Raw genomic sequence first — 13352 nt, 5'->3', positions numbered from 1 at the left:
TTAAAGTTTGTTTTTCCAGAAAAAACTTTGAACATAAATTGACACAAAATTGAATGTGTCTTTGAAATGTTTTATATAACTTCTCTCACCGTTGTAGATCGTCTCAATGTCAACAAATCCAACTTTGAATCCATGCAGAAGAGCCTTTATCAAAAATTCGCTCTCAAATGCAAACCTGTCACTTTTAACATCAATGCTTTTAATCACTTCAATTTTTATCAATCTGAATCCGCACTGACTGTCAAGAATTTTTTGACCTGTTCTTAACGAGATTAAAAAAGAGGTCGTCTTGTTTGAAAAGATTCTCTCAATTGGCATTGGTTTTAAATTCTTCATCCTGTTTCCAATCACGATGTCAAAACCTTCGTTAAACTTTTCAAAAAATTTCGGGATTTCATCTGGATTATGTTGCAGGTCTGCATCAAGCGTGAGAACTGCGGTATAGTTATTCAACTTTGCAAATTCAAATCCAGTTTTCAAAGCTTTGCCTTTGCCGTAATTTTTATCAAGTTTTAAAACATTCGCTCCGGAATTTAAAGCAATATCTCCTGTTTTGTCTGTTGAGCCATCATCAACAACAATTATATCATTTGCTGGTATGAATTGCGAAACTTTTTGGATTAATTTTCCAATTGTTCTTTCTGCATTATACGCTGGGATTACGGCACAAAATTTATTCACTTTGAGAAACCTCTTCAAAAATTTCTTTTGGAGATTTATCCTGCGCTTGAAGTTCTGAAAGAAGTTTTTTCCTCAATCCCTCCGGTGATAATCCACGTGTTAATTTTCCAGATTCAGCTATTGAAATTGTCCCTGTTTCTTCGCTTACGACGATGACAATTGCATCGGAGATTTCGCTCAGCCCCAAAGCTGCTCTGTGCCTTGTCCCAAGAAGAAAATTTCCAATTTTTAATTGTGCGCTCAAAGGAAGCGTGCAAGCAGCTGCTTCAACTCTATCGCCTGAAATTACAACTGCGCCATCGTGAAGAGGAGACCTTGGGAAAAAGATCGTCATTAAAAGTTCTTTCGTCACCTTCGCTTGAATTGGAACTCCGGTTTCAATTATTGACCTTATCCCCGTCTGTCGTGGTATGACAATTAAAGCCCCGATTTGTTTCTGAGACATTTCAGCAACCGCTTCAACTATTTCATCAATTACTGCGGTGACATTTGGTTTAAAGACGAGCCGAAACAGTGGATTATTTCCGACGAGCATAAGAAGTCGTCTTAACTCTGGCTGAAATAAAATTATAAAGGCAAGAACCCAAACATCGCTCACAAATTTTAACATCCAATTTAAAACTTTTAAATTCAACATCTCCGAAACAAATGATAAAAACACGAGAAACAAAAGCCCCAGAAATATCTGTGCTGCTATCGTCCCACGCATCCAAATGTAAAGTTGACGAATTATCAAACTCACAATTAAAATGTCAATCAAATCAACAAGCGAAAGGCGAAGAAAACCTATTTTTAAAATCTCAACCATTAAATTTGAGTTTGTTTAATTTGAACCTGCTTTATTGCATCCACAATTTTAACAACCCTTGCCATTTCCTTAACATCGTGGACTCTAACTATATTTGCGCCATTCCATACGGAGATAGCAACCGCTCCGGCTGTCCCTTCAAGTCGTTCTTCAACCGGAAGATTTAAAACATTTCCGATAAAAGATTTTCTTGAAACTCCAATTAAAACCGGATACCCAAGCGATTTAAACTCACGAAGTCGTCTGATTATTTCAAGATTGTCAATTAATCTCTTACCGAAACCAATTCCGGGATCAACGATAATTTGTTCAATTCCTACGCTTTTCGCTATTTCAATACTTTCGTAAAGATAAGAATAAATTTCGGAGATCACATCATCATAATGTGGATTTTGTTGCATCGTTTTAGGAGTTCCTTTTATATGCATAAGCACGATGCTTGCTTTATAACTTGCGACAATATCTGCCATTTTTTTGTCAAATTTTAAACCGCTTATATCATTTACAATCACTACGCCTTCTTCAAGCGCTTGTCTTGCAACTTCTGATTTATATGTGTCAATTGAAATTGGGACATTGGTTCTTTTGACAAGTTCTTTTATAACGGGAATTACTCTTCTTAATTCCTCCTCAATTGGGACGGGTTCAGAGCCGGGGCGTGTTGATTCACCTCCAACATCAATTATATCCGCACCATCTTCAATCATCTTCATTGCGTGTTCAATCGCAGAATCAAGTGTGAAATACTTTCCTCCATCTGAAAACGAATCCGGCGTGACATTCAAAATTCCCATCACATATGTCCTTTTTGAAAAATCAAAAATTTTTCCGCCAAATTTATAAACTAATTCATCGTTGAAAAATCCATTTTTAGCAAGTTCAATTTTCTCTGCAAGTTCTCTCCCATCGCTGGAAAAATTTTTTAAAGCATTCAAAATATATCCGAGATTTTCTTCTTTGATTGAAAGCAAAAGATTTCTTTTTCCGTTTTCATCTGACTTTGAAACGAAGACATCCGCTTTGAAAAATTTTGCCACCTCTCTTGAAATGAAGAGAGCAACTTCATCGCTTACATTTTCAATTTTGAAGTTCAAATTTAAAAATTTTTCCGGCTTCAATTCAGATGAAATTTCGCTTTCAATCTCGCCAAATCTTGAAATTTCCTCAAACGCTTCTTCCTTACTTGAAATTTTCAAGGTTCTTACTTTCATATGTCTATCTTTGCTGGTTTTATTTTTACTTTGAATGCTTCGCCCAATTCTGAAATTTCAAAATCAACATCAAGAAACTTTTTTATTGTATCCATATTTGTCTTGAGATGGTTTGTAATTTTTGATGTCGTAAATTCCGAGACATCGTTTGCGATTGAAAGCGGAAGCAAAATTTGATCAGCCATATATTCGTCAATTGCTGAATCTGATGAGATGAATTTTAAAAATTTTTCGCACGCTTCTTCGGCGACAACCTCCGCACGTTTCCCTTTTTCGCCAAGATTTGTATAACAGCAGACGGAATTTTCAAAAATTCCAGTTATTGCTATCGTTGTATTTTTTGAATATGATGGCAGGTTATCAATTGTTGTTTCAATTTCGCCGTAATTTTTCAAAATTTTTTCGGCGGTTTTTGCCTGTCTTTTTGCAACTTCATCTGTTAAGTTTGTGTGTGCGGAGTAAATTTGAATTTTCAAAAGTTTCCCACGCTCGGTGAGGTTTAATGCTTTTATCTCGTTTACAGGGTTTATAATTGCTTTAATTTCGCCACCACCGTGCGGATAAAATCCGGCTCTTTTCATTTCAACTTTTATGTTAAGCCCAATTTTGCTCATAAAGTAAAGCCAGCAATTTTTGATGTAATCAAAAGTTGGACTCCACGAAACATGAGTCCCACCGGTGATTGAGAGAACGGAAGTTGCTTCCGCAAATGAAAGTGGCAGATAAAGAGTTTGAAGAACAAGCGAAGTTGAGCCGGCTGTCCCGATGTCAAATTTAAAATTCCCCGCTTTTATCTCTTTTGGGGAAAATTTTATTCTGCTTGATTTTAAGGTTGCACCTTCAACGATTGCATTTGAGATCAGAGCAGACGCTTCAATTGCTTTCAAATGCTGTGCTTGTATTCCCGGATTTGGTCTGTTTGCTCGGATGTTGATCATTTCAAATGGTTTTAAAAGTAAAACGGACAGTGTTAGCGATGTCCTTAAAACTTGCCCACCTCCTTCTCCGATTGACCCATCAATTAAGACGAAGCCAGTTTCATTTTTGATTTTTAACTCCGCCATTTTTCGGTGTGAAAAATTTTTGCTTTTTCAAGTTAAAGATAAACAAAAAAATGGTTTTTGTAAAATTATGCGAATTTACCCAAAAATTTGTTGCGTGATGTTTTGGCATTTCTTATCTTTAAATTGAGATTTTAAATAAACTTTGTGATCATGATTTTAATCTTGATGTTTCTGCCGGGCTTAATCAAAACACAGGATTTGAAAAATTATTTTAAACTTGCTGGCGATGAATTTGGCGTTCCATCTGAACTTCTTGAAGCGATTGCATTTGTGAATACGAGATGGGTTCACATAGAGCCTGAGAAATTTGCTCCACCTTGCGATGGAAGACCACCTGTTTACGGGATTATGGGTTTGAGAGATGATGACTGGTTCGGGCATAGTTTGGTTGAAGGGGCTAAATTGCTTAATCTCCCGATTGAAGTTGTGAAAAAAGATGTTTATCAAAACATAAGGGCGGGTGCATCTCTACTTGCAAAATTTTCATCTGAAAAAGGTTTGAAAAAAGGAGTGTCAAGAATTGAAGATTATAAAGATGCCGTTGCAAAGTTCAGCGGAATCCCACAGCCGGAGATAGCGCAGATTTTTGCTTATGATGTTTATAAAGCTCTTTCAACGGGTTTTGATGGTTTCGGGATAAAAATTGAGAAGATGGATGTTGATTTATCAATTTTTCCGAAAAATTTATTTGAAAAGGCGGGTTTAAAAATTGTAAATCCAGATGAAATAAATTCAGATGATTATCCGCCTGCGGTTTGGGATCCAAGCCCAAATTACACAGCAAACAGACCTTATACGACAAGAATTGTAATCCATGTAACACAAGGAAGTTTTGCAGGTTCTGTTTCGTGGCTTAAAAATCCATCTTCACAAGCAAGTGCTCATTATGTAATTCGCAGTTCAGATGGTTATATCGTTCAACTTGTGCGAGAAAAAGATAAAGCTTGGCATGCAAGATGTTGGAACAATTTTACGCTTGGAATTGAACACGAAGGATACATTGAGAATCCACAGGTTTGGTTTACTCCTATTATGTATCTTGAATCGGCTAAACTTGTGAGAAATATGGTTAACAGATGGAGCATTCCAGTTGACAGCAATCATATCATAGGACACAATTTCTGGCAACAGCCACAATGGCCTGTTGTTCGTCGGGAGTGGGACTTTGCAACTTATGATCCTGCTTCAACTTATCCAACATCCTGCAACAATCATACTGATCCTGGACCGGGTTGGAACTGGAGTTATTATTTAAATTTGATTCGGGCTGATCAAGTTGCTCCGAAAGTTGTTTCTGTTATACCAGAATCTGGGACACGCAATTTCCTTGCTTATAAATCAGTTGTCATCAACTTTTCAATACCTATGGATAAGTTATCTGTTGAGTCAAATCTTGTGATAAATCCAAGAGATACGGTGACATTGATTTGGAGTTCGGATCAAAAAACGCTTGAAATTAAGCCGAACAAGTTTTGGGAATTTTCAACAACATACACTATCAAAATTGACACGGGGGCAAAAAGTGTTTTCGGTTTGAAGATTGATGGAGATGGTGATGGGGTTCCGGGTGATCCGTATATCATTGAGTTTACAACGACAGCGCCGGATGTGACTCCGCCTGCTGTTGTAAAGGGTTATCCCGTAGGCGATGGTGTGAGCATTTATGCTGAGATGAAGTTCGTTTTTAATGAACCGATTGAAAGTGCAAGTTTATCAAGCCGTGTGAGATTGTTTGATGAAAACGATCAAATTGTTTCAATCACGAGCGGAAGACATATCATAAAAGATGATAAAAGCATCGTGACATTTAAACCAGCAAGTGTTTTAATGCGTGATAAAACTTATAAAGTTAAATTTTTGGCTGGGCTTAAAGATTTATTTGGAAATGCAACGGCGGAAGATTATGTTTTCACCTTTAAAACCGAACCCGGATTTTTCTATCAAGGAACTTTGATTGATTCTTTTGAAACGATCGGATCGTGGTGGAAACCATCTCAAAGCGGAAGCACCATCGGGGTTGATACGACGATGACAAATTTCGTGATAACAAGTGAGAAAAAAATAAGCGGTTCAAATTCAGGGAAATTAACTTATAAATTCACGGGTAATGCTGGCGGTGTTGTGAGAGTTTATAACGCATCAAAGCCTGGGATAGCGGATTCGTATGGAGACCTTGGCTTGTGGATTTATGGCGATTTAAGTGGAAATAAACTTGAATTGTGGTTCTACAATCCAAGCAATTACATTGTTGATCTTGGAAACATAAATTGGTATGGGTGGAGATTTATATCTTTACCAATTTCGTCAATTCCTGGGACAAGCAAACAATTTCACAGCATAGTTGTAAGACAAGTTTCGGGCGCAGATAAAGAAGGTGAATTGTATTTTGACGATTTACAGGTTGGTGGGAAAATTACATCTGTTTATTCAAGTGAAATTCCGCTTGATTTTTCACTTTCTCAAAATTATCCGAATCCATTCAATTCATCAACAATTATTGAGTTTAGTTTGGCGGTGAAAAGTTATGTTAAGATTTATGTTTATGATATTCTTGGACGAGAAATAAGCACAATTGTTGATGGTGAATTTGAATCTGGGGTTCACAGGATAAAATTTGAAGCCGATGACCTTCCTTCGGGGGTTTATTTTTATAGATTGATTGCGGGCAAATTTTCACAGACGAGGAAAATGATTTTGATCAAATGATTTTGTTTTCTTGCAACAATGCAACTTTTTTCGTAAAATTGATTTGAAGGAAAAATAAATAAGCCCCCGATGATGAGAAAGTTAATTTTATTTTTGATTTTTTTCACAGGTTGGGTTTTTGCGGATAATTTTGTTTATGTGATAAAAGTTGAAGGCGCAATAAATCCGGCAACAGCGGAATATATTTCAAATTCAATCAAGAAGGCAACCGAAGAAGGCGCTCAATGCCTTATCATAGAACTTGACACACCTGGTGGATTACTTGAATCAACACGTAGCATTGTCAAATCAATTCTCGGTGCGGAAATTCCTGTCATCGTATTCGTCTATCCATCAGGAGCACGAGCAGGCTCAGCTGGCGTCTTCATAACCCTTTCGGCTCATATTGCGGTAATGGCTCCGGGAACAAATATCGGAGCTGCTCATCCCGTCGGGATCGGAGGTGTTGGTGATACATCAAAAGTTATGGAACAAAAGATAACCAATGATGCGGCTGCTTTCGTCAGGACAATCGCTGAAAAAAGGAATAGAAATGTCAAATGGGCTGAAAAAGCGGTTCGCGAAAGTATATCTTCAACTGAAACGGAAGCATTAAAAGATAGCGTAATTGACCTTATAGCGAAGGATTTGAAAGATTTACTTGAAAAAATTGACGGCAAAGTTGTAAAGGTTGATTCAAGGGAAGTTGTTTTAAATGTGAAAGATGCAAGGATAAAATTTGTTGAGATGAACTGGCGTGAGAAACTCCTTGCTTTGATAAGCGACCCAAACATTGCGTATATTTTGCTTTTGCTCGGGATTTACGGAATTTTGTTTGAACTTTACAATCCGGGTTCAATTTTCCCTGGCGTGATAGGTGCAATTTGCTTGATACTTGCTTTTTATTCTCTTCAAGCACTGCCGATAAATTACGCGGGACTTGCTTTGATAATTCTTGGTATAATTCTTTTGCTTCTTGAAATTAAAATCGTAAGCCACGGTTTGCTCACAATAGGCGGTGCAATTTCACTTTTGCTTGGTTCAATAATGTTAATAAATTCACCGTTTGAACTTATGCAAATATCATTAACAGTTATAATAACAGCGGTTGCTTTAACTGTTCTATTTTTCCTTTTTGCAATCGGTATGGCTTTAAAAGCTCAGAGAAGAAAGCCAACGACTGGGAAAGAAGGATTAATTGGTGAAACCGGGATCGCACTTACGCAATTTAAACCAGCTTCAAATGGATGGGCTACAGGTCAGGTCAGAGTTCACGGCGAAATCTGGAAAGCAATGAGCCAAGATGAAATCAATCAAAATGAAGAGATAGTTGTCAGAGGAATTGAGGGTTTAACTTTAAAAGTTGAAAAACTTAACAAGAAGACATAAACCAAAAATGGAGGTCAAGCCATGACGATTTCACTTTTAACTGTAATAATCGTTTTTTTAGTTATCATACTTTCAAGTGCTATAAGAGTTTTGCGTGAATATGAAAGGGGAGTTGTGTTCCGACTTGGAAGATTAATTGGAGCAAAAGGTCCGGGACTTATATTTTTGATTCCGATAGTTGATAGAATGGTAAAGGTAAGTTTAAGAACAGTTGTGCTTGATGTCCCACCGCAGGATGTGATAACAAGGGATAATGTCTCAATTAAAGTTAATGCCGTCGTTTATTTTAGAGTTGTTGACCCTGAAAAAGCAATAGTTGAGGTTGAAGATTATCTCTATGCGACTTCACAACTTTCACAGACGACATTGAGAAGTGTTCTTGGTCAAAGCGAACTTGATGAAATTCTTGCCGAAAGAGAAAAGATAAACCAAAATTTACAGCAGATTATTGATGCCCACACAGATCCGTGGGGAATTAAAGTTTCAATGGTTGAGATAAAGCATGTTGATCTTCCAGTTGAAATGCAAAGGGCGATGGCAAGGCAGGCGGAAGCGGAAAGAGAAAGAAGAGCAAAAGTTATCAATGCAGAAGGAGAATATCAAGCTGCTCAACGACTCGCTGAAGCAGCTCAGATCATCGGTCAGTATCCAACAGCGATACAGTTAAGATTTTTGCAGACGCTTTCAGAAGTTGCATCGGAGAGAAATTCAACGACAATATTCCCGATCCCGATTGAGCTTATAAGACCATTCATTGAAACAGGAGATAAGAAAAAATAAGGAGGCGTAAGTTTTGGAACTACTTGTCGTTGGTTCAATAGCACTTGATACAATTGAGACACCATTTTCGCGTGTTGATGAAACACCCGGTGGTTCGGCTCTTTACATTTCTATTTCTGCAAGTTATTTCACAAGATCAATCGGTCTTGTCGGTGTTGTTGGAGATGATTTCCCTGAGGATGTCATAAGCGAGCTTCAAAGCAGAGGTGTTAATCTAAAAGGTCTTCAAATTATCCCAAACGGAAAAACATTTAGATGGGCTGGGAAATATCACTACGATATGAACACTCGCGAGACAATTTACACGCAGTTAAATGTTTTTGCTGATTTTAACCCTGTGATACCTGATGAGTTTAAATCAAGTGAGATTGTATGTCTTGGGAACATTGACCCTGTTCTTCAAATGAGAGTTCTTGATCAGGTTTATAACCCAAAGCTTGTAATCGCAGACACGATGAATTTCTGGATTGAGAGGAAATACGATGAACTTTTGGAGACATTGAAGCGTGTAAATGTTTTAATCGTAAACGATGCGGAGGCAAGACAAATTGCACGTGAGCCGAACTTGATAAAAGCGGGAAAGAAAATTTTAAATCTTGGTCCAGAGATTGTCATCATCAAAAAGGGTGAGCATGGCGCGGTTCTTATGATTGATAGTATAATTTTTTCAGCGCCGGCTTATCCAATTGAGGCGATTCAGGATCCAACGGGTGCAGGCGATACATTTGCCGGTGGTTTCGCAGGATGGCTTGCTAAAACGAAAGATTTCTCCGAGAAAAATTTAAGACGTGCAGTAATATATGGAAGCGCTATCGCTTCATTTTGCGTTGAAGATTTTGGAATTAACAGAATAAAAAATTTGTCCTGGAACGAAATCCAAAACCGATTTTTCGCATTTAAAGAATTAACAAAATTTGAGGTTGATTGAAAATTAAGTTTACACTGCGTTGAAACAGTATGAGGTCGTAATAAAAGTTATGGAAAAAAATGGTGGTTACGCTACGCTTGGCTATCTTTATGAGAATGTTCTTAAGTTCTTGGAAGAATCCAAAATCAAATGGAAAACTAAAACACCATTTGCAACGATTAGAAGGATAGTCCAGGATAAGCGTTTTTTCTTTCGGGTAAAACCTGGTTTGTGGGCTTTAATTTCATACAAAGATAATTTGCCATATGAAATTCTCGCGCTTCTTGAAGGAAAAGAAACTCCGAAAGAGGACTCAATCCATTCGTTTTATCAAGGCTTGCTTGTTCAGATTGGAGAAATTAAAGGTTTTAAAACATATATTCCGCCACAAGATAAAAATAAGAAATTCAACGGCAGAACTCTTGGTGAATTCGCAAGTTTAAAAGAAATCCTAAACTTTACATATCATAAAATTATTCGGCGGGTGAAAACAATAGATGTCATCTGGTTCAACGAAAGAGGATTCCCATCAAGTGCATTTGAAATTGATCATACCTCCGATTTTAAAAATTCACTTCTGAAATTTCTAGAATTGCAAGATTTTAACGCCAGATTTTATATTGTATCGCCAAAAGAGAGATATAAAGAATTTAAGTCAAGAATTGAGGCAAGTGCCTTTAAGCCGATAAATAGCAGGATTAAATTCTTAACATATGATCAAGTTTCTCGGTGGCATAGCAAAGTTTATGAACTTATGTTGATAGAAAAGCAAATCACAACAAATGCTGAAAGATAAGGTGAGAAAAATTTTTCTACTCGTTTTACTTCTGTCTTTTTCAATCTTTAACTTAAACGCACTTCAAGGTGAAGAAAGAAAATTTTTCATCAACGGTCAACCGACTTTGATCGGAATTGATGCTGGAATGTTTCAAGATACGAATACGAGGTTAAAAGTTGATCTTTCTGGCAAATGGCTTGTAAAAGTTGAAGGAGAAAAAAAATGGTCGGAGATTTTGATACCGTCCGCTTATGATTTTAATGGAAAGGTTATATTCAGAAAAAGTTTTGAACTTCAAGATTCCGTTGTGCATGATAGAGCGCTTTTTCTCGTCGCTTACGGTATAAATTACGAGTGTCAAATTTTTATCAATGGTCAATTTCTCTCAAAACATATCGGAGGTTATACTTCTTTTGTTGTTAGAATCCCCGAGAGGATGTTGAACATAGGAGAAAATGTGCTTGAAATTCGTGTGAGCAATGAACTTAATTCAAAATCTACTATACCATTGCGACCGCAGGTTTGGGCGTGGAGAAATTACGGTGGAATTTACAGAGACATTTACATACTTGCGACGCCAAAAGTTTGGATTGACGATGCGAAAGTCAATTATTCATTCGGGACAAATTACGCCCTTTTGAACGGTGAAGTTGAAGGTTACATCGCTTCGGATGAAATATCAAAAATTTTTGCCGATAAAACTTTTGACTTGAAACTTCAAATCATTGAGAAAGATAAAGAAGTTTTTATAACCGAAACGCAACCAGTTAAGGTCTTGCTTGATAATTCAAGGAGTTTGAAATTTAAAATCCCATTCACAATCTTTAATCCTAAACTCTGGAGTCCTGATTCACCTTCGCTTTACATTTTAAAAATTATTGTGATGAATTCAGGAAAAATTGTTGATGAATATGTCATTGTCACTGGGTTTAGAGATTTGAAAATTTCTAACGGTGACATTTATTTGAATGGGACAAGATTAGTTTTGAAAGGAATTTCAAGGCATGAAGATCATCCTAAATTTGGGAGTGCGTTAAGTTATGAAGAAATGGAAAAAGACATTGTTTTGATAAAAAATATGGGTGCTAATGCGGTTCGCCTTGGGCATTACCCTGCACATCCGTATGTTTTAAATTTGTGTGATAGATATGGACTTTTTGTTTTGGAAGAAATTCCTGTTTGGAATGTCCCTGTTGATATATTGACATCTGCAAGATTTGTTTCGCTTGCGAAAGATTATGTTTCAGAAATGATAAACAGAGATAAAAATCATCCTTCTGTGCTTGCTTGGGGAATTGGAAATGAGTTTGATTCTGCGGATGAAAATGCAAGAAAATATGTCGGAGAACTTGCAAAATTTGTTAAATCAATTGATGATAGACCTGTTTATTACGCATCAAGAATGATAAAAAATGATTTATGTGTTGATCTCGTTGACCTTGCCTGTGTTAATGTTTATGTGGATGATGTTCAAAAGTTTGTTGATTACATCTCTTATTGGAAGAAAAAATATGCGGATAAACCTGTCATAATAACCGAATATGGAAAAGCGGTTCAAATTGGAAATAGGAACGGATATTCCGATCCACTTTCTTATGAGAGTCAAGCAAAGTATATACTTGAAAGATACAGATTGATTCAGGAGAGCGATTTTGATGGTTCATTTGTTTGGATTTTTGCTGATTGGCGTGGCGAAAGACCAATTCTAACGCTTCCCAACCCAGACCCTTATCTTTACACTATGGGAGTTATGTCTTACGATAGGGAGAAAAGACCTGCGTATGAAGTTTTGAAGGCGCTTTATACGGATGGAAAAGTTCCGCAACTTGCAATTGGTGATTATTCGGAAAATATCCCCGCCGTTTACACAATCGCTGGGATAATTCTTCTCTTGTTTTTGTCTTACATTTACTATTCATATCGCTGGTTCAGGGAAAACTTAAATCGTGCAATTTTCAGACCTTACAATTTCTTTGCTGATGTCAGAGATCAATATCTCATTTCAATCGGTCAGACGACAATCATCGCTTTGATAATATCTGCAACTCTTGGAGTTTTCAGCGCTGGAATTTTAAATCGTCTCAAAGAGAATGAATTTCTGGATTACATTCTCACGCATTTAATTTTTGTTGACTGGCTTAAAGTTAAGTTAATTTCAATCATATGGAGTCCTGTTTCGTCTTCGTTTTATTGTTCTTTGTTTTCATTTGCTTTTGTTTTAATTTTAACCTTGCTTGTTCAGTTTTTTTCAAGTTTTGTTAAAGTGCGTGTTTTTCTAACGCATTCGTATTCAATTGTCGTTTGGTCATTTTTACCTGTTATATTTTTGATTCCGATTGATATGATTTTATACAGAGTGATAACTGGCTTTGAATCTGGTGCAGTGATTTTGGGAATTGGTTTTGTTATACTTTTGATTTCCTTTGTCAGATTGATAAAAGGAATTTCAATAATTTATGAGGTAAAGCAGACAAGAGTTACACTTGTGGTTTTAATTTTAATTTTCGTTTTTTCAGCGCTGGTTTTGCTTTTTTATGATTATGAGTTTTCGTCATTTGCATATTTGAAATTTTTGGTAAACATTTTAAACAGTGTAAAATAAAATTTGGCAGGAGTAAATGTATCTATCACGGCTTGAGATATTTGGCTTTAAATCATTTGCTCACAAGGTTGAACTTAAATTTAACGGCGGGATAACTGCAATCGTTGGTCCAAATGGATGTGGAAAAACAAACATAGTTGACGCAATAAGATGGGTTCTCGGGGAGCAAAGGGCAAGCGTTTTAAGAAGTGATAAAATGGAAGATGTCATATTTAACGGAACGAAGGACAGAAAACCGCTTGGGATGGCGGAGGTATCAATTACAATTGAGAATACGAAAGGAATTTTGCCGATGGAGTATTCAGAGGTGACGATAACAAGGCGAGTTTTTAGATCAGGTGAGAGCGAGTATTTCTTGAACAAAGTCCCGTGCAGATTAAAGGATATAATTGATCTTTTTGCTGACACAGGTATGGGCGCAAATGCTTATTCGGTTATTGAGTTAAA

The 13352-nt window shown here is 36.7% G+C and carries 11 protein-coding genes; 7 read left to right on the top strand and 4 right to left on the bottom strand.

Annotated features, from left to right (window positions below):
* Genes AWW83_RS02190 through rtcA form a run of 4 tightly spaced genes read right to left on the bottom strand, consistent with a single transcriptional unit; the run spans position 1 to position 3764 of the window.
* Entirely contained in the window at positions 1 to 681 is a 681-nt protein-coding gene (locus AWW83_RS02190) for a glycosyltransferase family 2 protein (protein ID WP_159421079.1), read from the bottom strand.
* Complete coding sequence (gene cdaA, locus AWW83_RS02185) at positions 674 to 1489, bottom strand: diadenylate cyclase CdaA (protein ID WP_092347779.1); 816 nt, start codon at positions 1487 to 1489, stop codon at positions 674 to 676. Before cdaA ends, AWW83_RS02190 begins: the two co-directional genes overlap by 8 nt.
* Complete coding sequence (gene folP, locus AWW83_RS02180; RefSeq protein ID WP_092347776.1) at positions 1489 to 2700, bottom strand: dihydropteroate synthase; 1212 nt, start codon at positions 2698 to 2700, stop codon at positions 1489 to 1491. The genes cdaA and folP overlap by 1 nt, the downstream gene beginning before the upstream one ends.
* Positions 2697 to 3764, bottom strand: coding sequence for an RNA 3'-terminal phosphate cyclase (rtcA, locus tag AWW83_RS02175; RefSeq protein ID WP_092347773.1), 1068 nt, complete (start codon positions 3762 to 3764; stop codon positions 2697 to 2699). Before rtcA ends, folP begins: the two co-directional genes overlap by 4 nt.
* 150 nt (positions 3765 to 3914) lie before the next feature.
* Between rtcA and AWW83_RS02170 the strand changes: the two genes are divergently transcribed.
* The 7 genes from AWW83_RS02170 to AWW83_RS02140 all read left to right on the top strand — a co-directional run.
* On the top strand, positions 3915 to 6470 hold the full coding sequence (locus tag AWW83_RS02170; RefSeq protein ID WP_092347771.1) for an Ig-like domain-containing protein: 2556 nt from the start codon (positions 3915 to 3917) through the stop codon (positions 6468 to 6470).
* Positions 6471 to 6542: 72 nt separating this feature from the next.
* Complete coding sequence (locus AWW83_RS02165) at positions 6543 to 7838, top strand: NfeD family protein (RefSeq protein ID WP_092347768.1); 1296 nt, start codon at positions 6543 to 6545, stop codon at positions 7836 to 7838.
* Between the two features lie 21 nt (positions 7839 to 7859).
* A complete protein-coding gene (locus AWW83_RS02160; RefSeq protein ID WP_092347765.1) occupies positions 7860 to 8618 on the top strand; it encodes a slipin family protein in 759 nt (252 codons plus the stop codon).
* A gap of 13 nt (positions 8619 to 8631) precedes the next feature.
* Positions 8632 to 9546 carry a PfkB family carbohydrate kinase gene (locus AWW83_RS02155; protein ID WP_092347762.1) on the top strand — a complete coding sequence of 305 codons (915 nt, stop codon included), beginning with the start codon at positions 8632 to 8634 and terminating at the stop codon, positions 9544 to 9546.
* A gap of 19 nt (positions 9547 to 9565) precedes the next feature.
* Positions 9566 to 10321, top strand: coding sequence for a hypothetical protein (locus tag AWW83_RS02150; protein WP_092347759.1), 756 nt, complete (start codon positions 9566 to 9568; stop codon positions 10319 to 10321).
* Positions 10308 to 12905: a glycoside hydrolase family 2 TIM barrel-domain containing protein gene (locus AWW83_RS02145; protein ID WP_092347756.1), complete on the top strand. Its 2598-nt coding sequence runs from the start codon at positions 10308 to 10310 to the stop codon at positions 12903 to 12905. The genes AWW83_RS02150 and AWW83_RS02145 overlap by 14 nt, the downstream gene beginning before the upstream one ends.
* Before the next feature lie 16 nt (positions 12906 to 12921).
* Positions 12922 to 13352 (top strand): AAA family ATPase (locus tag AWW83_RS02140; protein ID WP_159421078.1); only part of this gene is annotated, 431 nt, incomplete at its 3' end.

It is taken from the genome of Candidatus Chryseopegocella kryptomonas, from assembly GCF_001536065.1.
Classification (GTDB): domain Bacteria; phylum Bacteroidota; class Ignavibacteria; order Kryptoniales; family Kryptoniaceae; genus Kryptonium; species Kryptonium kryptomonas.
The sequence above is the reverse complement of the archived record's forward strand: the minus strand, read 5'-3'. Positions and strand labels throughout refer to the sequence as shown.